The sequence below is a fragment of the Novosphingobium sp. SL115 genome, assembly GCF_026672515.1.
GTDB lineage: Bacteria > Pseudomonadota > Alphaproteobacteria > Sphingomonadales > Sphingomonadaceae > Novosphingobium.
Window position 1 is genome coordinate 1 of sequence record NZ_JAPPRG010000003.1, and the last position, 23,306, is coordinate 23,306.

The following is a 23,306-nucleotide window of genomic DNA, read 5'->3' on the forward strand; positions in this document are numbered from 1 at the left end:
GACATTGCCGATGAACACGCTTTCGGTGATTTCCAGTTCCAGCCGTGCAGCCGGAAGCCCGGTCTGGGCCAGCGCCTGTGCAATGCAGGTGGCAAGCCCGTCGGCTGCAAGCTGCCGGGGCGAAATGTTGACGGCCACGGATATGTCATCGGGCCACAGCGCCGCCTGACGGCAGGCTTCGCGCACCGCCCATTCGCCCAGTTGCACGATCAGACCCGATTCCTCGGCAATCGGGATGAACGTCACCGGGCTAATCATGCCGTGCTCTTTGTGCGGCCAGCGCATCAGCGCCTCAAACCCTTTGATCCGGTTTTGCGAGATCGAGAACAAGGGCTGGAAATACAGCTCGAAATCGCCGTCACGGATGGCCCGGCGCAAATCGATTTCCATGCGGCGACGGCGGCTTGCCTCGGCGTCCAGTTCCGGTTCGAAAAAGTGCGATGTTCCCTTGCCGTCACTTTTGGCGCGATACAGGGCAAGGTCAGCATTCTTCAGAAGGCTATCCGCGCTGCTGCCATCCTGGGGACCAATGGCAATGCCGACACTGGCGGACAGCAGGATACCGCGCCCGTCAATCGTCGCCTCGCGGTTAAGCGCAACCTCCAGCATGCGGGCGATGGCCGTGCAATCTTCTGTCGGATCAAGCCCGGTCAGCAGCAGCCCGAATTCGTCACCGCCAAAGCGGGCAACCATGGCATTGGGGAAACGGTCCTGCAGCGATTGCGCCACCCGGCGCAGCAATTCATCGCCCACCGGATGACCCATGGCGTCGTTGATCGCCTTGAAATCATCGATATCGATAAAAGCCACCAATGTCCGGTGATTATCATTCTGGCGCGATACCGCCCGGTCCAGCTTCTCGATAAAGAATCGTCGGTTGGGCAGATCGGTCAGCGCATCGTGCAGCGATGCATGCATGATCTGCTGCTCGCGCTCGTCCACAGCATCGACCATCGCGTTAAAGCTGTCGGCCAGTGACCGCACCTCGACTGCGCCTTCGACTTTCACTTTGGCCACTGCGCCGCCGCCATAGGCCCGCGCTGCTTCGGCCAGCGATTGCAATGGCCGGGCAATGCCGCGCGACAGGCGAATGGCCGCCCATGCCCCGGCCAAAACACCGATCAGGCTGATAAGCAACAGGACGGCGCGCAAACCATTGTATTGCGCAAGCGCGGCATCCAGCGAGTGTGTCAGGACAAGCCGCGGCTCGCTGCCATCCTGCAGGCTGGTGATGGCTGAGACCCGCACCAGCCGTTCGCCCTGAGCGCCACCGATTTCCGCAATTTCGCCTAGCGGAACGGCAGCAAACCTTGGTGACAAGCCCGCTTTATCGACAACCTTTGCTTCGACCGGAACGGCCGAAAGCCGCGACAGTTGCTCCATGTCTTCCGGCCCAAGCGTGTTGACCAGCACCAGCCATCCGGCAAGATCGGGCATTTCAATCGGCACGGCCGCCGCCAGCGCTTCTGTGCCGCCAAGCTTCACCACGCCGCGATCCTGGCCGCCTTCCAGCCGCGCAAGCATGGCCCGGCCATCGATTGATCCATCAGTTGAACCGGTGGTCCCTGACGCGATAACGCTGCCATCAAGCCGCACGATGGCCGCTTCGCTTGCTCCCGCACGGTCCCGCAGGCTGAGCAGCGCCGACGCCAGCGTCGCCGCATCGCCTGTGGCAAAGGCTTCGCGGAAGCCGAAGTCGTGTGAAACCACTTCGCCCGCGTCGGCCATCTGGCGCTGACGTGTGGCAATGATCTGGTCAAAAACCCGGGCATTGGCGGCAAGATCGCGCTGCGCCGCTTCACGCGCGAACAGGCTGATGCCCGAACTGGCGACCATAATCGTCACTGCCATCACCGCGGCCAGCAACACGACATACAGCAGTGCGATCCGGCTGCCGAGTGTGCGCGCCCGGCGCCCCACCATCGACATCACATGCAGCGCCCAGCGGCGTGGTTGCAATGCCCGTGCCGGAGCCGCTTTTGTCGAAGTGGCGTTTGCCGGCGTGACGCTGGACAGAATCATTTGCCCGATCCCGGTCGCACCGCCACAGCTATACGGCTGCGTTTGCCCGGCTCCACTATCAGCTTGCCGCGCCATTCGCCACCTGTGCCGCGAATGCGCGGGTGCCACACCACCACGTCATAGCTACCCCGGCCCAGCCCTTCGATGCTGGCAAGGCCATTTCCGTCGGTGGGCGCGGCATAAGGGCTGTCCGTCACACGGATGTAGCCCTGCATCTTGTCATGGATGTTGCAGCCCAGCGAGATCGTGCCTGCAACCTTGAATTGCTGCGTGCGCGTCTGATCCTTGCCATACAGGTCGATCTTGAACGGACCAGCCTTTGAAAAGCTGTAGATCGAATGGCGCACGTTATCGAGATTGGGAAAAGCCACCACAGCGCCCTTCGGCACGATCAGTGTGCCCGGCAGAAACGCCTGATTGCGCTGCGCCATGGCATTGCGCCAGCGGAACGCCGGGCGGCGGGCATCGCCTGCACGCGGAACGATTTCGACCACCGCATCGCGCACCGGCATCCCGGCCTGATCCACCACCTGAACCGGCAGGGAGGACAGGGGAGCAGCCGAAACCAGCAGCGGCGCCGCGACTATCAGCGCAGCGATAAGCGGGAAGGGTGCGACTCGATAGCTATACGCTTTTTTCATTAGGGCTGATTGCGGGAAAATTCCTAAGAAACTCAAAACCCACGTCAGGTTATTCTTTAGGAATTCCTAACGAATCAAGGTTAACGCCAGCCAAATTGATACGGAAATGGCGCAATCACTCCATGCATATTCCCCTAATTTCTGCCGCCGTCGCAGCCTTGGCCAGCCTGCTTGTTTCGGCTCCTGCCAGCGCTGATCCCCTGCTGGACGGGGGCAAGCTCGTGCTGACCAACGGCATATCCTCGCTTGAAGGGGCCAGCGGCGGCGGACTTGCCAGCTGGGCCACCATCGCAGGTATGGAAACTGATCGTGGCATCGGCATTTCGGCCCATGTCACCGGTGTCGAACTGGCCGATTATGGCTGGCAAAGCCACGGCATATCGGTGGGCATCAAGGACCGCCTCGAAGTGTCCTATGCCCGCCAGAATTTCGACACGCGCAAAGTCGGCGCGGCGCTTGGGCTGGGGGAGGGGTATCGCTTCAATCAGGATATCTTCGGCGCCAAGCTCCGCCTGCTCGGTGACACTGTCTATGGGTCACCGCTGCTGCCGCAGATAAGCGTGGGGGTGCAGCACAAGCGCAGCCTTGATGGCACCATCGTCAGGGCCGTGGGCGCAAAGTCTTCGGAAGGCACGGATTTTACCGCAAGCGCCACCAAGCTGTTCCTGTCCCGCAGCGTGCTTGTCAACGCTACCGCGCGGTTCACCAATGCCAACCAGTTCGGCCTGCTCGGCTTTGGCGGCCCCCATCAGAATGACCGCACGCTGCAGTTCGAAGGCTCGGTTGCCTATATGCTGACCCCGCGACTTGTGGTTGGCGGGGAATATCGCACACGGCCCGGCAATCTGGCTTTCGCCCGCGAAGATGATGCACATGACCTGTTTGTCGCCTGGGCCTTCACCCGCAACGCCACCGTTACCGCCGCCTATGCCGATGTCGGCTCGATCGCCACTTTCGATGGCCAGCGCGGCGGGCTGGTCTCGCTCCAGTTCGCATTCTGAGGACGCCCGGACATGATCCTCGCTTTCGCATTCGCCCTGATCGCCGCCCAGCCCGTCACTGCCGAACCACAACAATCTGACGCCCAGCAGCCTGAAGTGTCGCAAGAAGACCTTTCCGGCGTCGACTGGGAAAAGGAATTCGGCGTTGAAAAGAAAGTGGCAGATCCTGTCACGGGCGAACTTCCGGTCGATCCTTACACGCAATCGCCGGCCAACGCCGGGGCCGCGCCTTTTACCAACCCCGGCATTGCCAGTGCCTTTGGCGGGCAGGATGGCATTCGCACCATCGTCAATCGCTTTGTCGAACTCAACACCTCCGATCCGCGTATCGAAGGCATTTTCAAGAACCATGATATGGTGCGCTTGCGTCGCACCTTGTTCGAACAGTTCTGCTATCTGCTGGATGCAGGCTGCACTTATACCGGTCGGGACATGAAATCGTCGCACAAAGACCTTGGCACCACCCGCGCAGATCTCAACGCTCTGGTCGAAAATCTGCAGCGGGCCATGCGCGAAGCCAAAGTGCCTTTCGCCGCACAAAACCGCCTGCTGGCCAAACTCGCTCCGATGGACAAGGACGTGGTGGAGCGCTGATTCACTATAAAGCCATCCGTCAGGCGGATCATCTGTCCGGGGCAGGCAATCGCCGCGCCTCGGAGTCACTGCGAAGGCAGTGGGCTCACTCACATGGGTTCGAACAAGCGCTGCGCCGCCTCGATCGGGGTCAGCCGGGGAAGGGGTGGACGGCCCCCGTTGCGCTTGCCCGGTGCGCCTTCCAGCGAACGGTCGAAGTGGGTCATTCCGTCGCCCTTGGCCGAGAGCATGTTGTTCCGGAACATGCCGTGCTTGTCCGATTAGATCGCCACCGGCTTGGCGTGGAGCGGTGAGCGGGCAGGGGGGCGACGAACACGCGCTCACGCAGGACATCATCGCGTTGGCAAAGCAATATGGTCGCTATGGCTATCGCCGGGTGACGGCGTTGCTGTGCCATGCGGGGTGGACGGTGAACCGCAAACGGGTCGAGCGGATATGGCGAGGCGAGGGACTGAAGGTCCCGCTGCGCCAACCCAAACGGGGACGCCTGTGGCTCAACGACGGATCATGTATCCGCCTACGGCCTGAGTATCCGGGACATGCTTGGGCCTACGACTTCGTTAAAGGGCGCACACACGATGGCCGCAAGTTCCGTATTTTGACCATCATCGACGAGGCCCAGCAGTGAGTGCCTGGGGCTTATCGTTGCACGGCAGCTCTAAACAGGAGGATGTGCTGGCGGCTCTGGTTGACCTGTTCATTTTGCTTGGTCCTCCGGCACATATACGGTCCGACAATGGAAGCGAATTTATCGCGACCGCTGTCCAGAAATGGCTGGGGCAGATCGGCGTGAAGACGCTCTACATTACCCCGGGATCACCATGGGAGAATGGCTGTAACGAAAGTTTCAATGGATCGCTTCGCAACAAATTGCTCAACGGCGAGATATTCTACAGCCTCGCCGAAGCCAAGGTGCTGATCGAAGCTTGGTGGCGGCATTACAACACCGTTCGCCGGCACAGCAGACTTGCAACCGTGGAGTTCCTTCAACGGGAAGGAATTCACCATGTATGCTATCACTACCGCTGCCCCGAGCAATTCTCTGCGCTAGCGTCTGTTGCAGGATATGACGATGTCTGGCTTTGTGGAGCACACGCAGAAGGACTACATCCGGCATGTACGGCGCTTTGCTACCGTTCTCGGCAAGCTCCCGATTCCGCCACAGTCGAAGATTTCTGACACTTCCGGATAGATCAGCCATATACGGCCGCAGTACAAATGTACCTGTCAGAAAAGACCATCGTCAAGATCGTCACTTTGTACCTGTTTCGGCGGTGCGCTTGTCGAAGAGAAGCGGGCGTGGATCAAGCGTTCCTGCGCCATCGTGTAGCAGGAGTAAATTCGATGCAGGACGGCATGCAGGGGATGGTCTTCATCCTCGATCCTGCCCGGTTGTGCCAACGCGGCGATCGGCTTTAGGGTATCGCGCACCCGGTCAAGCTGGGTGATTGTTTCGAGACTCTCGCTCAGGTTGATAATCGTGGAGTGAAGGTGATCGGCCAATCCACCGCAATCCAGGCTCACTTTCTCGACGCCGCGTTCCGACCGGACCGATGCTTGTTTTAGGGCTTCATGCGATTTGCCGAGGCTTTCCTGAACATCGAAATGGCTACCGCCTTCACCTTCGGACATCCGCCGGGAGATTGCTGCAAGCTCCTCTGCAACGCCAACAAATGTTCCGCTGATTTCGTCGATAATCCGCGAGTGGGCTTTGATTTCTCGCGCGATCACCGAGACAGGCTGGCTTATGGCCCGTTCACGCCGACAGCGCAGATTTGCATTTACCGACATGTAGCCGACTTCGATCCCGAGATCTCGTACGTGCTCGACACGTGTGGAGAGATCGGCGATGGTGGTGACAACCGTTCCTAGAATCGCTTCGGCTTCGACATTGGCCACTTGCAGCCGGTCAGTCAGAGTGGCGCTATCGGCAATGTTGGTGCCAAGCCTGCCGACCAGCGCAGCGCTTTCGACGATGCTGTCTTGATTGCGGATGCTTTCAAGCAATCGTTTGGTGTTGGGAAGCAAATTCTGCAGGCTTGTCAGGAGCTTCCTGACGTCATTGACAAAGTCGGCGCTTATGGCTTCAATCTGCGCCACGCAAAGCGCCGCAAGCTGAGCTTCGCTCTCTTGCCGGATCTGATCGTCCAAGCCTGATACCCCATCAAGCTGTTCACAGGCATACGCGATGTGTTCGATGCGCTGGCGCGTGCTATCGCCCACCTGGATCGCGGCGAGTGCTTCACCGATGGTGGCCTTGATACTGCGGGCAGTTTGTTCACCAGCCTCGACAACACGGGCGACCTGAACGCGTTGTTGGCGAAGGCTGTCTGCCGCGGCTGACAATTGATCCGGGACGGAGGGAATGAGCTTCCCGCATTCGCTGGCCAGCTGGTGATCGACAACGGACATGTCGAGCAGTTCATTGACGAGTTTCGCAACAGTGGAGCCGAAATGGGCCAGTTGTGATCGCCCTTCGCCCAACTGCGCACGCATTTCATCAGCAAAGTCAACGAATTCGGCGGCACCGCCTGCGGCAATCTTCACATTGAGGCTGTAGAACTGCAACATGTGCAGAACACGGTCGAGATCGGCACTCAGCCCGTTGAGCATTGCAATCTTGGTTCGCAGTTCTGCAAAACAATTGCGCCGGTGGGCTTGCAGTGCTGGCGTTGCCAGCAGGCATTTTGTGGCCACGCCAAGATCGTCGATCGCACGTTCGGTTGCTTCATCCATGATCGCACAGCGCACTTCGGACAGGCCGTGCGCGACGGAATCCACGGTTTCAACCAGCGTCAGGAGCGCTTTGCCCACGGGTACAAAGCAAGCGTCAAGTTCGCTTGCGATGGCGTTCAGGTCCGCCAATGCAGCTCGTGCTACCGTGGTGTTGCCCGACCCAAGATCAAAGTTTTCGTGGCGCATGCCTATCGTTCCTAACGGTTGGCCATGCGCAGCACTTCGCGCGCAATGTGTTCGAGCGGCACGGTCTTTTCCACACCACCGCGGGCGATGGCTTCCTTTGGCATGCCGAACACGACCGAGGTTGCCTCATCCTGCGCAAGCGTACGTGCACCGGCTTCGCGCATCTCGGCCATGCCTCGTGCGCCATCATCACCCATCCCGGTCATGATGACACCCACGGCATTGGCCCCGGCATAGCGCGCGGCCGAACGGAACAGCACATCGACCGAGGGCCGATGCCGCGATACCAGTGGGCCTTCGCGCACTGAAACGACATAGCGGGCGCCCTGGCGTGCGATCATCGTGTGCTTTCCGCCAGGCGCGATCAGCACATGGCCGCGCATGACGGTGTCGCCGTCCTTGGCTTCTTTCACATCGACCGCGCACAGATCATCAAGGCGTTTGGCGAAAGAGCGGGTGAAGTTTTCCGGCATGTGCTGGACTATAACGGTGCCGGGCGCATTGGCCGGGAGCGCTTCGAGAACTTCGCGCAGTGCCTCCGTACCGCCGGTGGATGCGCCGATGCACACCACCATTTCGGTAGTCCGGCTCATTGCATAGCCAGTTGCAGCAGGGAGCATGGCGTCGGCCGTCTGGCGCGGTTCGATGCGCATGGGACGGTCGCGGCGTGCCATAGGGCGGGCGCGAGCCGCGCCTTTCACGGCTTGCCGGATCTGTTCACAATGTTCCGAAAGGTAATCGGCTACACCCATCTTGGGCTTCAGAATCACATCGACCGCGCCAGCTTCCAGCGCTTGCAGCAGTGTTTCCGATCCCGCCTCGGTCAGCGAAGAGCACATGACCACAGGCAAGGGACACTGGCTCATCAGCTTTCGCAGGAATGTTATGCCATCCATGCGCGGCATCTCGACATCCAGCGTGACGACGTCTGGCACTTCTGTCTGCATGATCTTGGCTGCAGCAAACGGGTCCTGCGCGGCCGCAATTACCTCGATTTCAGGATCGGTCTCAAGAATTGCGGTCATGGTTTGCCGCACACTCGCCGAATCGTCGACCACCAACACCCTGATCTTGCCGTTTCTCATGGCCCGATCTTCCGGAACACAGTGTTCCCCACCGTTTCGAGCGGGAGATCAAGTCCCATGATCGATTCCGAATGCCCTAGCAACAGATAGCCGCCGGGCCGCAACTTCTGGCAAAGCCGCGCAATCACTTTTTCCTGAACCGCCTTTTCGAAATAGATCAGCACATTGCGGCACATGATGATGTCCATGGGGTCGCCCACGGGATAGTGGCTGTCCATCAGGTTCAGCTGAGCAAAAGCGATTTTCCGGCGTAAACTCGGAGCGATGCGGCCTTCCTTGCGGGCGGGTTCGTTGGCACGCTGGACATAGCGTTGCTGCATCTGCGGCGGCACCGGGGCAAGACTGGGAAGTGGATATATCCCGCGTCGTGCCTCCTGCAGAACCTTGGTATCGATGTCCGTTGCCAGAATATCGAAGTCTGGTCCGGCGTTGTGTAGCACAAAATCCGCAAGGACCATGGCGAGGGTATAGGCTTCCATTCCCGTAGAGGCAGCGGCGCTCCAGCAGCGCACGCGGGTTTTGCCCTCTTTTACGAATAAGGGAAGGATGACGCTTCGAATATAGTCGAAATGGCCGGGTTCACGGAAAAAATCGGTCTTGTTGGTGGTCAGTGCGTTGATGAGATCGCGGAGTTCTGCTTCGCTAGCGTCGCCAGAGAGGACGTGGTCGCAATATTCGTCGATGCTGCCGAACGGGCTGGAGTTCACATTGCGCAATAACCGGCCTTCCACCAGCAACCGCTTGCTTTGAGGCATCTTGATCCCGGCGTGACCTTCGATGAATGCCGCAATGCGGGCGAACGCGCGCGGACTGATCCGGCTGCGGTCCTGCAAAGTCGTGGCTGGTGCTGGGGGCATTATGATGATCTGCCTCTGCCGATTGTCAGGCCGCCTGCGGCCATTGTTGCGCCAGAAGTGCGGCGTCATCCCCGGTGATGATGCGGCCGATATCGACCAGCACGATGAAACCGCCCTGCTTACGCACCACGCCCTGAATGTAATCCGAGCGCCACTGCACGCCGATGTCGGGTGACGTATCGATCTCATCCGGGTTGAACGCGCTGACGCTAAGAGCCTTGTCGATGACCAGCCCGATCACCAGTGTCTTGTCCTGCTGCGGCAGTTCCATGACCAGGACACGGGTTTGCAGCGTCGGCTCGGCTCGGGCGAGGCCCAATCTGAGGCGCAGATCGATGATGGCAATGCCTTGCCCGCGTACATCGATCAGGCCGACGAAGTGCGCGGGCGCATTCGGTATGGCGAACGGCTCTCTGTAATCGAGAATTTCGCGCACAAACGGGACCGGGACGGCAAACTCCTCCTTGCCGATGGCAAAGGTCACGGCCTGGATTGGAGTGCGGTCGGCCACGATCACGCCGCCTTTCCGAAATCTGCATCTTCGTCGTCAGGACCGCCCATCGAGAGGTCAAGCGCGAAGCCTTGCACACGGGCTTGCTGGTCCGCAATGGAGCCCGATCGCGAGGCCTTGGGCTTCGCTGAAACTCCTGTAATACGTGCCTTTGGCTGAACCCTTTGGGCTTGCCGCTTGAACGTGGCCGCTTCGCCACTTGTGCGGAAGAAGCTGATCGTGCTCTGAAGTTCCTCGGCTTGGCTGGCAAGTTCCTCTGACGTTGCCGACATTTCCTCGGAGGCACCCGCGTTCTGTTGGGTCACCTTGTCGAGCTGCTGGATCGCGATGTTGATCTGCGAAGAGCCGATGTCCTGTTCACGGCAGGCGGCGCTGATTTCGGATACGAGTTCGGATGTGCGACGGATATCTGGCACGAGGCGAGTGAGCATTTCGCCCGCCTCTTCAGCAGTCTTGACCGTATTGGCTGACAACCCGCTGATCTCGGCAGCGGCCTCCTGGCTGCGCTCTGCCAGCTTGCGCACTTCCGATGCGACGACAGCAAAGCCGCGGCCATGCTCTCCTGCCCGTGCCGCCTCTACGGCAGCATTAAGCGCGAGCAGATCGGTCTGGCGGGCGATCTCCTGAACTACGGATATCTTGTGCGCGATGGTCTGCATGGCCTCAACCGCCTGCGCGACAGCGATACCGCTGGCTTCGGCATCCTTGGCCGATTGTCGAGCAATTTTCTCGGTCTGCGCGGCATTCTCAGCAGTCTGCTTGATGTTGCCAGCCATCTCTTCGATCGAGCTAGAAGCTTCCTCGGTCGATGCAGCCTGTTCAACTGCGCCTTGCGAAAGCGTCTCGGCGCCCGCTGCCATCTGCTCGCTGCCCGCTGCCACATTGCTGGCAGCGCCAGCGACGTCACCAATGACCTGAGCCAGACGCGCGCGCATTTCACGGGCAGCGGCAAGCAGGCTGTCGCTGTCGCCGGTGCGCGTAATGACATCAATTGCCAGATTGCCTTCCGCGATTTCGCGGATCACGTCGCGGGCATAATCTGGCTCGCCCCCGATCTGGCGCAGCACACCGCGCGTGACAAACGTGCCGGCTGCCACGCCCATCACGATGGCAAAACCAAGGACAATGACGGACAGAAGCCGGGCTTCTGCATAGATTTCATCGCCCTGCTTGCTGGCGGTATCGCCACCGGCGACGTTCAGGTCGACAAGCTTGATCAGCTTGGCAGAGAAATCATCATAGAGTTCGCGGCTGCGATCCAGTGCAGCTTTTGCTTCCACATTCATGTTCTGACGCGACAGGCTGATGAAGGTCTCGTGGGTCTGCATGTACTTTTCGAACGCCTGCGCGAACTCGTCGTACATGGCCTTTTCCTCGGGAGAGGAAATGAGCTTCTCGTAGCGAGCGCGATCTACGTTCATCTGCTTGATCAACCCGGCCATGCTGGCTTCCAATGCGCTCATCGTCTTGTCGTCGGTAGAGGCCACGTGGGCGTACTCGAATGCGCGTAAGTCGGACGTTGCCGTGTTGATGCGATGGATCGCATCGATGCTCGGCATCCAGTTCGTCGCAATCTCGGTCGACTTGTCGTTGACCGAGCTTAGCTTCATGATGCCGAACACACCGAGGAAAGCGGTCAGCAACAGCACGGCGGCAAATCCCGCTGCCAGCTTTAGCTTAAGTGTCATCACAACGGTCCTTCATTCTGAAACTTGCGCGTTGGCCGGGATCAGCCGTGCTGCTTTTGATTGGGTCTCGGTTTCGTGGGCCAGTCTGATCAGGCAGTCTGATCAGGCTGCCCTGCCGAAATCTGCATCCTCGTCGTCCGGGCCACCGATCGATAGATCAAGGGCGAAGCCCTGCACGCGGGCCTGCTGGTCAGCCACTGAACTGGATCGTGGTGCGGCCACTTTCGCACTTGGTGCCCTGCGTCGCGAGGATACGGCTGGCCTGCGGGGTTGGTGTCGGGCTGACGACGCTTCCTTGCCAGTGCGGAAAAAGGCGACTGTGCTCTGCATTTCTTCGGCCTGGCTAGCGAGTTCCTCAGACGTTGCCGACATTTCCTCCGATGCCCCGGCGTTCTGCTGGGTCACCTTGTCGAGTTGCTGGATTGCAGAGTTGATTTGCGAGGCACCAATGTCCTGCTCACGGCAAGCGGCGCTGATTTCAGAGACCAGTTCTGCGGTGCGGCGAATGTCGGGCACCAATTTTGTCAGCATGTCGCCTGCCGCTTCGGCGGTCTTGACGGTTGTGGTCGAAAGGCCGCTGATCTCGGCGGCGGCCTCCTGGCTGCGCTCTGCCAGCTTGCGCACTTCCGATGCGACGACAGCAAAGCCGCGGCCATGCTCACCGGCCCGGGCGGCCTCGACGGCAGCATTGAGCGCGAGCAGATCGGTCTGGCGGGCAATTTCTTGCACCACCGATATCTTGTGCGCGATGGTCTGCATGGCCTCGACCGCCTGCGCAACAGCGACACCGCTGGCTTCGGCATCCTTGGCCGATTGGCGGGCGATCTTCTCAGTCTGTGCGGCGTTGTCAGCGGTCTGCTTGATGTTGCCAGCCATCTCCTCGATCGAGCTGGACGCTTCTTCGGTTGATGACGCCTGTTCGATTGCGCCTTGCGATAAAGTCTCGGCGCCGTTGGAAAGTTCCTGACTGCCTATGGCAACCTGATCGGCAGCGGTTCCAACGTTGGTGGCGAATAGTGAAAGGCTGTCGACGAGGTTGTTGATCGCATCCTTCATCTTGCGGTGGTCACCCTCGCACGCGATTTCGACGCGCTCGGTCAGATCACCCGTGCTCACCTTGTCGAGGATGCGGTTGCCCTCTGCGATCGGAAGCAGGATCGCATCCAGCATGCCGTTGATGCCAAGGATCACCTGGCTGAAATCACCATCGAAATCAGCAGCATTGCCGCGTTCTTCCAGACGACCCGCCGCTGACGCATCGATCAACCGGCGGATTTCACTCATGATCGCTTTCAGGTTCGTGCGCAGCAATTCGATGGTGTCGTTGATGAACGCTTTCTTACCCGGGAGTTGCTGCATTGGCGCGCTGAAGTTGCCTTCGCCAAATTGCTTGATGCAGTCCATGGCCATCTTCTTTGCGGCAATATGATTGCCAACCATTTCGTTGAGACCACTGGCCATGGCGGCGAAATCGCCGTTGAATTTGTCCACTGGTATTATGACGTCGATGTCGCCCTTGTCGTGTTCGGCCGACATGTGGTTCAGCTCGGTAATCAAGCCGCGCAAGTTTCCACGGAGCTGTTCAATTGTCTCGTTGATGAAGGCTTTCTTGCCCGGCAATGGTTCGAACGGTGCGTTGAAGTCGCCTTCCGCAAACGACTTTACGCAGGCCATAGCCTTCTTCTTGACTGCGATATGGCTGTCCACCAGTTCGTTGACCATCTTGGCGATGAGCGCAAAATCGCCGTGGAAATCGGTCGGACGAAGACTGATGTCGATATCGCCCTTGGCGTGCTCGGTGGCGACGTATTCAATCCCGTTCCTGAGGCCCGTGATCGGTGCGATTGCGGAATCGAGAAGCTCGTTCACTGCCTCAAGCAGTTCGCGCGCTTGTCCGCTCGCTTCCGAAAGTTCGCCTCGTGCGTCCAGATTTCCTGCAGCGAAGGCACGCGCCAAACGGCGTACTTCCGTCGTCGCTACATCGACGTGCGATGTTGACTTTATGGAGATGTAGGGACGCATCGCTTGAATGTCTCCGTCGGAAGGAACTGGGGTTGGAAATTTATTACAAATCAGACATGTAAAAGGAGAAGATCGCCGGGATGTCGGGAATTATGACGAAAGCTCCGGCCTTGCGGCCGATCCCGCTGACGAATTCGGGGCGCCAACGCATGCCGAAGCCCGGCGGCGCTTCGATCGCTCGCTCATCCAGCAGGCAAACATCGCTGACCTTGTCGGCCAGAATGCCGATCACTTCGCGCTCGACGCCGAACGTTTCCTCGATCACGATGATGCGGGTATCCTCGCTGCTGTGATCAGCCGACATTTCGAACGGTGTGCGCAAGTCTGCCAGCGGAACGACCGCGCCGCGTACATTGACTAGTCCGTCAATCAGCGCGGCGGCGTCAGGCACCCGGGTGACAGGCGGAACTTCGAGGATTTCCCGGACACAGTCTGCAGGGATGGCAAACACCTCGCTGCCGATCTCGAACAAGAGCACCGGCTCACAGGACAATCCTGCATCGCTTGGCGCGAGGAGTTGCGGGGCGTTCATGCGGCTTCTCCCGCAATCTGCACATGGCGGGCCTGGCGCTGAGAGGCTGCCAGCAACTGCGCCACATCGACGATGAGCGCGACAGTGCCGTCGCCAAGGATGGTCGCGCCGGCAAACACGTTTGCCCGGGCATGGAACCGCGACAGCGGTTTGATCACCGTCTGGGCATTTCCGATGATCTGATCGACGACCAGACCGACGCGCGCGCCCAGCGCGCTGACCACCACGATCTTCTGGTGGAGTTCAATGGGATGATCTGTGCGGAAGAGTTCGCGCATGCGCAAGTAAGGGACAAGGTCGCCGCGCACATCGAGGAAGCTGCGTCCGCCATTGGTGGCACTGCCCAAGGTTTCACTCGTCGGCAGCTCGATGCATTCTTCGACCGCAGAGAGCGGTATGGCATAGCGGGCTGAGCCGATGCGCACGAACATGCATTCGACAATTGCAAGCGTCAGCGGAACGTGCAGATTGATTTCGGAGCCGCTGCCTTCAACAGAGCGGATAGCGATCGAGCCACGCAGGCTTTCGACGGTCTTCTTGACCACGTCCATGCCTACGCCGCGGCCAGAAAGGCTCGTGACCTGCGCTGCCGTGGAAAAGCCAGGGTGGAATATCATCTGCAAAAGCTCGTGATCGTCCAGCACCGCCTCCGGCGCGATCAGCCCCTGCGCCTCCGCCTTGGCGCGTACAGCCTTGCGGCTGATGCCGCGGCCGTCGTCGATCACGCTGATGATCACTTCACCGCCCGCCTGTCGCGCTGCCACGGTGATTGTCCCGGCCGCGGTTTTACCCGCCTCGAGCCTTGCGGCGACGGGCTCCAGCCCGTGGTCGCAGCTGTTGCGGATAAGATGGACAAGCGGATCGGCCAACCGCTCGATCACGGTCTTGTCGACTTCGGTCGTCTCGCCTTCGGTGAGGAACTGGATCGACTTGCCGGTTTCGCGCGCAAGATCATGGACGAGGCGGCGGAAGCGGCCGAAAAGGCTGCCGACCTGCATCATGCGTAACACCATTGTCGTATCACGCAGTTCGCTTGAAAGACGCTCGATGTCCTCAGAAATGGCGCGAAGCAGCACGTCGTTGATCTCACCGCGCTGATTGGCAAGCTGGGCAAGGCGGCTTTGTGCGATGACCAGCTCGCCAACCCGGTTCATCAGCTCGTCGAGGCGCTCGGCCGGAACGCGCACGCTTTCTGCCACACGGACCTGCTGGACCGGTATTTCGACCGGGGCTGATGCTTCGGTTTGAGTGGTAACGGTTTCTGTGGGGGCCGATGCCTCGTCCTTCGGGCTGACAACATCAGCTTGCTGATCGAGCGCATCGTTACTGATCGGCTCGACCACCAAGTCCATCTCGTCCATCACGAAGATGAACACGTCGTCGATCTGATCACGGGTCACACCTGCGGGCAGGTCCACTTCCCAGCGGATGTGGCATTCGGCGGGATCGAGATCGTTCAGCAACGGGATGCCGTCGCGCAGTCCGCGCACGGCGGTCGCGCCGAGTTCGCGCAACTCATCCAGCAAGGGGAGTGGGTTTATACCGTTCGCAAGCGCGCCACGAGGCAGCGAGAAGCGAAGATGCCAACCGCTTGATGCGGCTGTGCATTCTGCGGAAGGCTGTTTGGTTGGCGCGGTTGTTGGCTCATTGGCATCGCCTCTTGCTGAGACGGCCTGTGCCAGCGCTGCGAGAATTGTGTCGCCTTGCCGATCAAGCTCTGGCGTGGTGCCGCCCAACAGCTCGCGCATGTGGTCCTTGGCCGAAAGGATGACGCTCACCAGTTCACCAGTCGCGGCAGCCTGTCCTTTGCGAATGCGGTCGAACGCGGTTTCGCAGTGGTGCGTGAAGCCTGCCAATGCTTCGAAGCCGAACATCGCGCCCGAACCCTTGAGCGTATGCAGCCCGCGGAAGACGGAATTAATCAGCGGAAGGTTGCCAAGATCCTGCAGCAGATCGAGCAGATCGGCTTCGACCTGCTCAAGCAGTTCGTGCGCCTCGATGCGGAAAGCTGCGACCGGATCATCTGTGCTCATTGCCCGATCACCTTGCGTGCAATGCGTACCAGTTGTTCAGCATTGAACGGCTTGACGAGCCACCCGGTGGCTCCGGCGGCTTTCGCTTCCTGTTTCAGCGCGTCGTCCGATTCCGTGGTCAGGAACACGATCGGCACGCCCATCTGGCTTGGCGTGCGGCGCAGTTCACGGATGAGCGTGAGGCCATCCATGTTGGGCATGTTGAGATCGGTAATGACCATGTCGAAGCGCGCACTGGCCGCCTTGCCCAAGGCATCGACCCCATCACACGCTTCGGTGACATTGTAGCCCGCACCGGTGAGCGCTGCGCGCACAGCCATGCGAAGGCTGGGCGAATCATCGACAGCGAGAATGGAGGCAGTCATGCGTCTTCCCTTTGATGGAACCAGAATTGCAGATCAGCCGCTTCCCGCTCCCAAAGGACGCCTGACTGATCGAGTGTACTGGCCAAGACGGCGTTTGCAGGCGCTTTCAAACGAAGCGTGCGGCCCTCGATCTCGGCCTGCAGTCTTGTTGCTTCGATTGCCTGGATGAAGCTGATGTCGACACGTTCGACGTTGTCCGCATCAATCTCGATATCGCAGTCGGATTCCAACAAGTGCCGCAATCGACGCGTCAAATCGCAGACGGTCGCCAACTGCACATTGCTTCCGCATTCGAGAGTTTCGAACATCACGCGTTGTCCAAGCCAGAGTATGGGCACGGCAATCACTCTAACCCCTCACATTTACATTATTCGGGACTACAATGTACGTAGCTCTGCCTAGCCAGGCTTATTCATGGGCCCGTCGCTCTGGGAAGTCTGGCGAAACCGAGCAGGCGGTCACACGCCTTCTCAGGCAGCGTCTGCCGCGCAGGCACGGGCCCTCTTCTGGTCGCCGTTCCAGAACGGCGCCGGCAACCACAACGTCGAGGTCTTCGGCAAGTCCGGCTCGCGTAGGGTGTGCTGTCAAATCCCGATAATCCAGATGCAAAGCCCTTTGTTTGGGGCATGGTCAATTCATCGGATAAAGTCGGGTTTTTAGCGGGTTAGAACGGTGAGCGGCATTCGAGCGGCAATTTCAATCAACCCGAAACATGTTGGGCGTTCCCGAAAAATTCCGGATTGGGGACCAAATAGCCATCGTCGGCTGCAGACCGACCTTTCAAAGCGATTGTGGGCGCATCCGTGCCGGTCGCAATAGAGTTGCCGATCTCCACAGCCATTCGATCTTGTGGTCTTTGAATGCAGCAATGCTCGTTTCAAGTGCCTCTTAGTGTCACTGCCATCACAAGATCTGCGCCGTGTGTTATCTTGGTCAACTGCTCCCAAGAAATCGCGTCGTCTGATAAAAGCACTGAGCCTTATCAGGCGACCAGCCCTTCGATCCACTCGGCGATCATCTTGCGGCCCGCTGCGACCGCTCCAGGGCCGTGCCGATCATGCGCACGGCGCAGATCGGCCTCTGTTCCACCCGCTTCGACAATTGCTTGCGGCCATTCCTCGATCCAGGCGTTGAAACGCTCGTCCTCACCCATTTCGGCGTGAAACTGCAGCGCCAAGAGGTTGGGCCCCCGGCGGAATGCCTGATGATCGTAGACGTGGCTGGACGCCAGCAATTCGACGCCGTTGGGCAAGGTAAAGGTATCGCCGTGCCAGTGCAGGATCGGTACGTCCGTGAGATGACGCAATGGACTGTCGATTGCCGTGTCGCTAAGCGTCACCGGGTGAAAACCGACTTCCTTGAATGGACCTGCATAGACTTCTGCACCAAGCGCGGCCGCAATCATCTGCGCCCCGAAACAGACGCCCAAAGTCGGGCGATCGGCTTCTAGACGAGTCTTCAAGCGGCGCAGCTGACAGGCGATCCACGGGTGCTGGTACTGTTCGTACACCCCCATCGAACCGCCCATCATGATCAGCAAATCCGGTTCGCGAAGATCGAGTGCTGCGAAGCGGGGATCGGCGACGTCGACACGATCAACTTCGAACCCTGCGGCCTCAATTGGCTCCCGATAGGCGGCAACCCCCTCGTGGGGAACGTGCCGGATGATGAGCGCGCGCTTCATGTGGTCCTCTGGCTGATCGCACTAATTGGGATGTGACCTCGTTCAATATCCGAGGCGCTGCCAGAAGTCGGCAGCGTCAACGACCCGCATTGACTGGTCCGAAGGCCAAGCGGCAGGTGTGACGCGCCACGAGGGATGCGGCAGCCTTCTGTCTGTGCGGCTGGCAGTCGGGCGGGCATTGATGCGGCGTGAAGTTTGGGTCTTTGCCATTTCGTTTCTCCAGTTACGGATCACGAAACCTGCGTATTCGCACCGGCTCCGTGCGCTTTAGCTGTTGTTAACGCGGAGCAAGCTGTCATCCATCAAAAGCCGCGATCGTCGCCCAAAACGTGTTCCGGACGACAATGAAGATTATCTACCAATTCAGTTGAGAATAGTCGATAAGACTTTTGCTTGCGGCTGCTCAAGCTCAGGTTTCTGATTGAGCTGTGCGTCAGAACATCGCGATCAGAGCTGTGCTGAGGTAGCCCGTGTCACCGATCTTCGGGGCGTTCGGAGCTGATTTGAGAAAGTGTCCTTTGTCCAGCCAGAACGCGTTCACCTCGCTGCGTAAGAACCCCGGAACAACCCAGTAACGGACCCGGCCTTCCAATTGGCTTCCCGCGAAACGGCCAGACCGTCCGGTGACATCGCGCACTCCGGTAGTGGCAAATGCGTCGGTCTTTTCGGCCAGCCACATCGGGTGGTACGAGACGAACGCATCGAAGCGCTTGCTCGGTGCCAATTCGGCGCGCACGCCCGGGCTGTCGATGTTGCTGCGCCCGATGGCCGCGAGCACGCCTGCGGGACCGGTCGGCATGGTGGCGGCCATGGCGGTCGGCATCAGCTATGCCGTCTGGGCGCCTGGCGCGATGCAGACCAGGCTGCTGATCGGGGGGCTGCTGGTGCCCGTGGCCTGGGCCGGTGCCATGGCCTGGACGCTCGCCGATAATCGCATTGTGCGGGCCAGCGCGGTACTGGTGGGCACAGCACTCGTGGGATTTGGCACTGCGATGCTGAGGGGGCTGGCATGAGCGGTCATGGCAAGCGCAAGGGCACGGCCTTCCTGTCGTCCGATCTCGTGCGGGCTGTCCTCAAGGGGCATAGCGCCCTTGGCCTCGCCTTTGCCGCTATCCTTTATTTGGTCTGCCTGACCGGTGCTGTCTCGGTCTTCGCGTACGAGTTCCAGCGCTGGGAAAACCCCAATGTGCCGCGTTCCACGGCCATGTCTGCCGATGCCGTGCAGGCGGCCTATCGCGCGGGCCTGGCGCGCGCTGGTGGCGCGCCCGAGCATGTCTTCATCCTCCTGCCCAGCGCCGACAAACCATGGCCCACCGTGCGCATAGATGGCAGCGATGGAGGCCGCACCACCTGGATTGCCGACGGGCAGGGCCGTCTCGTGGGCGAGATGAAGGAAAACTGGAGCTGGTTCATCACCCGCCTGCATATCAACCTTCACCTGCCGCAGCGCTGGGGCATTCTCATTGTCGGTCTTGCCGGCGTCGCCTTGCTGTCCTCGCTGATTTCCGGGGTGCTGGCCCATCCCCGCATCTTCCGCGATGCCTTCCATCTCCGTCTCGGCGGATCGCGCCGGTTGCAGGAAGTCGACTTGCACAACCGGATCGGCATCTGGGCGCTGCCCTTTCACATCACCGTGTCACTGACCGGTGCCCTTCTGGGGCTCAGTTCGATTATCATCGGGGCCATCGGCCTCGTGGTCTTCAACGGCGATACCGCGAAGGTCTATGCGATTTTCACGCCGCCTCATCCGGTGGAGGACGCTCGGCTGGCACCAGCGCTCGACCTGCGTCCGCTCTACGCCGCGACCATGGCGCAGGCACCGGGTGGGCGTATCAACTACGTCACGGTCGAACATCCGCTGGAGCAGGGCGCCGCTGCCGTGTTCGAGGTTGACGACGGTTCCTCGCGGCTCGCCAATGCCGACACTTATTCATTCGACCGGACAGGCAGGCTCTATCACCTGCGTAAAGCTGCTTCGAACAACCTTGGCCAGCAGATCCTCGATTCCCTCGGGCCGCTGCACTTCGGGTGGTTCGGTGGAGGAGCGATCAAGATCATCTACTCGCTTCTGGGCATTGGCCTTGCCTATCTTGCCGCAGGCGGGGTTCACATCTGGCTTGCGCGCCGGCACGACAAGGGGCGGCCCACGCCGACATGGGAGCGCGTCTGGGCGGCATGTGTATGGGGGCAGCCCATGGCGCTGTCCGCGGCAGCTCTGGCGTCGGTCATCTGGGCCTTCCAGGCCGCTACGGTCTGGACCTGGATGATCGCCAGCGTCGTGGCGGTCGTGGCGGCAGGATTTTTCACGCCGGTTGGGCTGTCGCGTCTTGCGCGTCTCGCGACCGGTACGGTGCTGGTGCTGACGGTAGTGTCACATCTGCTGCTGACCATGCCCGGGGATCCCGTGGCGCTTGTCATGGATGGCGCGCTGGCACTGATCGGCGCCGGATTGCTGGCGACATGTTCGGGCCGGCTTGGACGAATATATCGTCAGCGCCGTAGTGCCGTTCGGGAAGCGTCCGTCGAAGCCGATGCAGGCTGATGCACATCGCTGTGAGGTATGCGGGGGTGCCGATATAGAGATACTGGGCCGGCATCCGAGGCCTTGAGTTTCTGCGATCCATCCGAAAGGCTGCGGGGTGTGTCGGGTCTGGGCGGTTGCAGGCCCATCGCGCGCAGCACTATGGCCGCTTCCTTCCCCAGGATAAGGCGGCATTGGCGGCTCAGATTCTGAACCGCGTATGGGAGGACACCTGATAGTTGCGTTACCTTTTCAGCGCCAGATGATCCCTAACCATGACCCCTGAAAATTGTGTCTTATTTAGGTTTAATCCATTATCCCTTCATTGGATCGCTTTTTTGGGTCGGTATGGGAAGGCTTAGTGCATAGGAACCATCTTGCAGGAGCGCTACGCGAGCGGCTGGTTCGGTATCCTGCGCCCTTTGATAATCACTATGGCGTCATCCCGCTGCCGCCGCCTGAAGATGCATTGCCCATCCAGGCGGTTCAGCTCGCTCACGACCGCGCACTCTCCATGCTCGGGCGCGTTCAGACGCTCGCCGAACGCGCGCCCGATCCTTATGTCATCAGTCGAACGCTCAGCCGGCGCGAAGCTGTCGACAGCTCCGCCATGGAGGGAACGCATTCAACGCTCAGTGAACTGCTGACGGTCGAAGAAGACGATGACGATACCCGCGATGCGGCCCGACAGGTGCGCGACTATGCCCTGACACTCGATCGCCTGCTACCTCGCGCCACGAACGACGGTGTCGATATCTTCACGATCGATCTCGTGAAGGAACTGCATCGCGAGGCGATGCGCCACGCCCCCGACTACCGAGGAGTCCCGGGGGAACTGAAAGACGTAGTGAACTGGATCGGCGGCACAGGCCACATTTCCACCTCGACCTACAATTCGGCACCCCCGGATTGTGCTGCCGCGTGTCTTGAGCAAACCATGGCCTACATGCGCTGCGAAGGCATGCAGGCGGTCTCGCAGAGCCTGATCATAAGGCTGGCGGTCGCCCACGCGCATTTCGAGGCCGTCCATCCCTTCGCCGACGGGAACGGACGTGTCGGTCGGCTTCTGCTGCCGCTTATGATGGCGGCTGAAGGCCAGGTGCCCCTCTATCTCGCATCGTTCATCGCGGCCAACCGCGCTGGCTATTATGAAGGGTTGAAAGCCGCCCAGCAGCGGCTCGATTGGGCGCCGCTGATCGGCTATCTCTCGGACGCGATTACCGGCACCGTGGAAGAGCTGTTCGCAACGCGCGACACGCTTGGGCAACTGACCGCCGATTGGCGAGTGCGACGCAAGTTCAGAGTAGGGTCGGCGTCGCTCCGTGCGCTTGATCTCCTCGTCGATTATCCGGTGATCACCTTGAAGCGCCTGGCCGGAAAGCTGGGTGTTTCAAAGCCGCAGGCCCTTGCGGCGATCAACCAGCTCGTCGAGGCAAACATCCTCGTCGAGCGGACGGACTATCGTCGCAATCGCGTTTTCGTGGCGGAAGCTGTTCTGGCGGTCGTCAACCGGCCGTTTGAGTAGCCCCTAGATTTCTGGACGCCTTCGATCCTACGTTTGAGGACAGGAGGCGACGATGGGGAAGCCCAATTTCAGTGATGAGTTCAAGCGTGATGCGGTGGCCCAGATCACCGAACGCGGATATCCTGTAGCCGAGGTCTCGCAGCGGCTCGGCGTCAGCCAGCATTCGCTGTATGCCTGGAAGCGGCAGTTGGCCCGACAGGTGTCCGGCGATGCCGGCAAGGATGCCGAGATCCGCCAGCTGAAGCGCGAGCTGGCCCGGGTGACCGAGGAGCGCGACATCCTAAAAAAAGCCACCGCGTATTTCGCTCGAGATGCAAAGTGAGATACGCGTTCATTGCCGAGCATCGCGATCGTTTTGGCGTGCGGGCAATGTGCCGCTGCCTCGCCGTGCAGCCCAGCGGTTTCTATGCCTGGCATCTTCCCGAGCCCGCTGAGCCAGCGGGCTCGGGAAGATGCCCGGCAGACCGATCTTATCCGCAAAGCCTGGAACGACAGCGGGAGGGTCTATGGCTATCGCAAGCTGCACGACGATCTTCTGGATCACGGCGAGACCTGCTGCCCCAACCGCGTTGCGCGGTTGACCAGGCTGGCGGGTATCAGGGCCCAGGTCGGCTACAAGCGCCGGCCTGGCAGCTACGGTGGCAAGCCGTCCCTGGCGATCGACAACACGCTGGATCGCCAGTTCGACGTGGCTGCGCCAGACCGAGCCTGGGTGACAGACATTACCTACATCCGCACCCTGGAGGGCTTTGCCTATCTGGCTGTCGTGATCGACCTCTATTCCCGCCGGGTGGTGGGTTGGTCGATGCAAAGCCGGCAGACTACCGATGTGGTGCTGCAGGCGCTGCACATGGCGGTATGGCGGCGCAAGCCGAAGCAGCGAGTGCTGATCCATTCGGATCAGGGCTCGCAGTTCACCAGCATGGACTGGGCTGCCTTCATCCGGGTTCACAATCTTGAGCACTCGATGAGCCGACGCGGCAACTGCCATGACAATGCCGTCGCCGAGAGCTTCTTCTCGTCGCTCAAGCGCGAACGCATCCGGCGCCGGACATACAAAACACGCGAGGAAGCCCGGCAGGACGTGTTCGATTACGTCGAGATGTTCTACAACCCCGTGCGCAAGCAGTTCAGGAACGGGATGCTGTCGCCCGCCGAGTTCGAACGGCAGCAGATTTTGAAAGCGGAAGGCGTCTAGAAAACTAGGGGCTACTCAAACTCTATCATACCAGCAGCAAAAGTGAGGCATAGCCAATTCTCGATGGAAATCCCGGGTCAATTCTCAGTGGCAATCAACAGCCTG

At 60.2% G+C, this 23,306-nt stretch carries 19 protein-coding genes and 4 pseudogenes; 7 read left to right on the forward strand and 16 right to left on the reverse strand.

Features of this window, described 5'->3' with window-relative positions; all coding sequences use genetic code 11:
* On the reverse strand, positions 1-2,022 hold a 2,022-nt coding region (locus OVA07_RS16325; RefSeq protein ID WP_268172745.1), incomplete at its 3' end, for a putative bifunctional diguanylate cyclase/phosphodiesterase.
* Entirely contained in the window at positions 2,019-2,663 is a 645-nt protein-coding gene (locus OVA07_RS16330; RefSeq protein WP_268172746.1) for a methylamine utilization protein, read from the reverse strand. The genes OVA07_RS16330 and OVA07_RS16325, both read right to left, overlap by 4 nt.
* Before the next feature lie 122 nt (positions 2,664-2,785).
* Here OVA07_RS16330 and OVA07_RS16335 point away from each other — a divergent pair, with 122 nt between their 5' ends.
* On the forward strand, positions 2,786-3,664 hold the full coding sequence (locus OVA07_RS16335) for a DUF3034 family protein (RefSeq protein ID WP_268172747.1): 879 nt from the start codon (positions 2,786-2,788) through the stop codon (positions 3,662-3,664).
* A gap of 12 nt (positions 3,665-3,676) precedes the next feature.
* Positions 3,677-4,258: a group I truncated hemoglobin gene (locus OVA07_RS16340; RefSeq protein WP_268172748.1), complete on the forward strand. Its 582-nt coding sequence runs from the start codon at positions 3,677-3,679 to the stop codon at positions 4,256-4,258.
* An 89-nt stretch (positions 4,259-4,347) separates the two neighbouring features.
* Here the strand turns inward: OVA07_RS16340 and OVA07_RS16345 are convergent, their stop codons facing one another.
* The gene (locus OVA07_RS16345) at positions 4,348-4,503 is read right to left on the reverse strand and encodes a hypothetical protein (protein WP_268172749.1); all 156 of its coding nucleotides are present in this window, start codon (positions 4,501-4,503) and stop codon (positions 4,348-4,350) included.
* A gap of 62 nt (positions 4,504-4,565) precedes the next feature.
* Here OVA07_RS16345 and OVA07_RS16350 point away from each other — a divergent pair.
* Positions 4,566-5,227, forward strand: a pseudogene (locus OVA07_RS16350) (IS3 family transposase); the annotation flags it as partial.
* 258 nt (positions 5,228-5,485) lie between these two features.
* On the opposite strand, the gene OVA07_RS16355 reads toward OVA07_RS16350, so the two are convergent.
* The 13 genes and pseudogenes from OVA07_RS16355 to OVA07_RS16410 all read right to left on the reverse strand — a co-directional run bounded on the left by OVA07_RS16355 (position 5,486) and on the right by OVA07_RS16410 (position 18,768).
* Positions 5,486-7,180, reverse strand: a complete 1,695-nt coding sequence (locus tag OVA07_RS16355) for a hypothetical protein (protein ID WP_268172750.1) — start codon at positions 7,178-7,180, stop codon at positions 5,486-5,488.
* Between the two features lie 11 nt (positions 7,181-7,191).
* Positions 7,192-8,265, reverse strand: a complete 1,074-nt coding sequence (locus tag OVA07_RS16360) for a protein-glutamate methylesterase/protein-glutamine glutaminase (protein ID WP_268172751.1) — start codon at positions 8,263-8,265, stop codon at positions 7,192-7,194.
* Positions 8,262-9,098, reverse strand: a complete 837-nt coding sequence (locus OVA07_RS16365; protein ID WP_268172752.1) for a CheR family methyltransferase — start codon at positions 9,096-9,098, stop codon at positions 8,262-8,264. The genes OVA07_RS16360 and OVA07_RS16365 overlap by 4 nt, the downstream gene beginning before the upstream one ends.
* Before the next feature lie 49 nt (positions 9,099-9,147).
* Positions 9,148-9,639: a chemotaxis protein CheW gene (locus OVA07_RS16370; RefSeq protein ID WP_442789673.1), complete on the reverse strand. Its 492-nt coding sequence runs from the start codon at positions 9,637-9,639 to the stop codon at positions 9,148-9,150.
* Positions 9,636-10,478 (reverse strand): annotated as a pseudogene (locus tag OVA07_RS19170) (methyl-accepting chemotaxis protein); the annotation flags it as partial. The gene OVA07_RS16370 and the pseudogene OVA07_RS19170, both read right to left, overlap by 4 nt.
* Before the next feature lie 318 nt (positions 10,479-10,796).
* Positions 10,797-11,321, reverse strand: a pseudogene (locus OVA07_RS19175) (MCP four helix bundle domain-containing protein); the annotation flags it as partial.
* A 102-nt stretch (positions 11,322-11,423) separates the two neighbouring features.
* Positions 11,424-13,343: a methyl-accepting chemotaxis protein gene (locus OVA07_RS16380; protein ID WP_268172754.1), complete on the reverse strand. Its 1,920-nt coding sequence runs from the start codon at positions 13,341-13,343 to the stop codon at positions 11,424-11,426.
* Between the two features lie 43 nt (positions 13,344-13,386).
* Positions 13,387-13,875, reverse strand: coding sequence for a chemotaxis protein CheW (locus OVA07_RS16385; protein ID WP_268172755.1), 489 nt, complete (start codon positions 13,873-13,875; stop codon positions 13,387-13,389).
* Entirely contained in the window at positions 13,872-15,908 is a 2,037-nt protein-coding gene (locus tag OVA07_RS16390) for a chemotaxis protein CheA (protein WP_268172756.1), read from the reverse strand. Before OVA07_RS16390 ends, OVA07_RS16385 begins: the two co-directional genes overlap by 4 nt.
* Entirely contained in the window at positions 15,905-16,273 is a 369-nt protein-coding gene (locus tag OVA07_RS16395; RefSeq protein ID WP_268172757.1) for a response regulator, read from the reverse strand. The genes OVA07_RS16390 and OVA07_RS16395 overlap by 4 nt, the downstream gene beginning before the upstream one ends.
* A complete protein-coding gene (locus OVA07_RS16400; RefSeq protein ID WP_268172758.1) occupies positions 16,270-16,581 on the reverse strand; it encodes an STAS domain-containing protein in 312 nt (103 codons plus the stop codon). The genes OVA07_RS16395 and OVA07_RS16400 overlap by 4 nt, the downstream gene beginning before the upstream one ends.
* Before the next feature lie 674 nt (positions 16,582-17,255).
* Positions 17,256-17,957, reverse strand: coding sequence for a glutamine amidotransferase (locus OVA07_RS16405; protein WP_268172759.1), 702 nt, complete (start codon positions 17,955-17,957; stop codon positions 17,256-17,258).
* A gap of 433 nt (positions 17,958-18,390) precedes the next feature.
* A complete protein-coding gene (locus OVA07_RS16410; protein WP_268172760.1) occupies positions 18,391-18,768 on the reverse strand; it encodes an alginate export family protein in 378 nt (125 codons plus the stop codon).
* On the opposite strand from OVA07_RS16410, the gene OVA07_RS16415 reads away from it, so the two are divergent.
* The 4 genes and pseudogenes from OVA07_RS16415 (at position 18,767) to OVA07_RS16430 (ending at position 23,201) form a co-directional block, all read left to right on the forward strand.
* Positions 18,767-18,970: a hypothetical protein gene (locus OVA07_RS16415; RefSeq protein ID WP_268172761.1), complete on the forward strand. Its 204-nt coding sequence runs from the start codon at positions 18,767-18,769 to the stop codon at positions 18,968-18,970. The genes OVA07_RS16410 and OVA07_RS16415 overlap by 2 nt on opposite strands.
* Positions 18,967-20,499, forward strand: coding sequence for a PepSY-associated TM helix domain-containing protein (locus OVA07_RS16420; RefSeq protein ID WP_268172762.1), 1,533 nt, complete (start codon positions 18,967-18,969; stop codon positions 20,497-20,499). Before OVA07_RS16415 ends, OVA07_RS16420 begins: the two co-directional genes overlap by 4 nt.
* A 340-nt stretch (positions 20,500-20,839) precedes the next feature.
* Positions 20,840-22,003, forward strand: coding sequence for a Fic family protein (locus tag OVA07_RS16425; RefSeq protein WP_268172763.1), 1,164 nt, complete (start codon positions 20,840-20,842; stop codon positions 22,001-22,003).
* Between the two features lie 52 nt (positions 22,004-22,055).
* A pseudogene (locus tag OVA07_RS16430) lies at positions 22,056-23,201 on the forward strand (IS3 family transposase).
* The last annotated feature ends 105 nt before the right edge of the window (positions 23,202-23,306 follow it).

Coding starts and splice junctions, on each gene's coding strand:
- OVA07_RS16330 (WP_268172746.1), bottom strand. CDS start 2,663: ATGAAAAAAGCGTATAGCTATCGAGTCGCACCCTTCCCGCTTATCGCT.
- OVA07_RS16335 (WP_268172747.1), top strand. CDS start 2,786: ATGCATATTCCCCTAATTTCTGCCGCCGTCGCAGCCTTGGCCAGCCTG.
- OVA07_RS16340 (WP_268172748.1), top strand. CDS start 3,677: ATGATCCTCGCTTTCGCATTCGCCCTGATCGCCGCCCAGCCCGTCACT.
- OVA07_RS16345 (WP_268172749.1), bottom strand. CDS start 4,503: ATGTTCCGGAACAACATGCTCTCGGCCAAGGGCGACGGAATGACCCAC.
- OVA07_RS16355 (WP_268172750.1), bottom strand. CDS start 7,180: ATGCGCCACGAAAACTTTGATCTTGGGTCGGGCAACACCACGGTAGCA.
- OVA07_RS16360 (WP_268172751.1), bottom strand. CDS start 8,265: ATGAGAAACGGCAAGATCAGGGTGTTGGTGGTCGACGATTCGGCGAGT.
- OVA07_RS16380 (WP_268172754.1), bottom strand. CDS start 13,343: ATGCGTCCCTACATCTCCATAAAGTCAACATCGCACGTCGATGTAGCG.
- OVA07_RS16385 (WP_268172755.1), bottom strand. CDS start 13,875: ATGAACGCCCCGCAACTCCTCGCGCCAAGCGATGCAGGATTGTCCTGT.
- OVA07_RS16390 (WP_268172756.1), bottom strand. CDS start 15,908: ATGAGCACAGATGATCCGGTCGCAGCTTTCCGCATCGAGGCGCACGAA.
- OVA07_RS16395 (WP_268172757.1), bottom strand. CDS start 16,273: ATGACTGCCTCCATTCTCGCTGTCGATGATTCGCCCAGCCTTCGCATG.
- OVA07_RS16400 (WP_268172758.1), bottom strand. CDS start 16,581: ATGTTCGAAACTCTCGAATGCGGAAGCAATGTGCAGTTGGCGACCGTC.
- OVA07_RS16405 (WP_268172759.1), bottom strand. CDS start 17,957: ATGAAGCGCGCGCTCATCATCCGGCACGTTCCCCACGAGGGGGTTGCC.
- OVA07_RS16415 (WP_268172761.1), top strand. CDS start 18,767: ATGGCGGTCGGCATCAGCTATGCCGTCTGGGCGCCTGGCGCGATGCAG.
- OVA07_RS16410 (WP_268172760.1), bottom strand. CDS start 18,768: ATGGCCGCCACCATGCCGACCGGTCCCGCAGGCGTGCTCGCGGCCATC.
- OVA07_RS16420 (WP_268172762.1), top strand. CDS start 18,967: ATGAGCGGTCATGGCAAGCGCAAGGGCACGGCCTTCCTGTCGTCCGAT.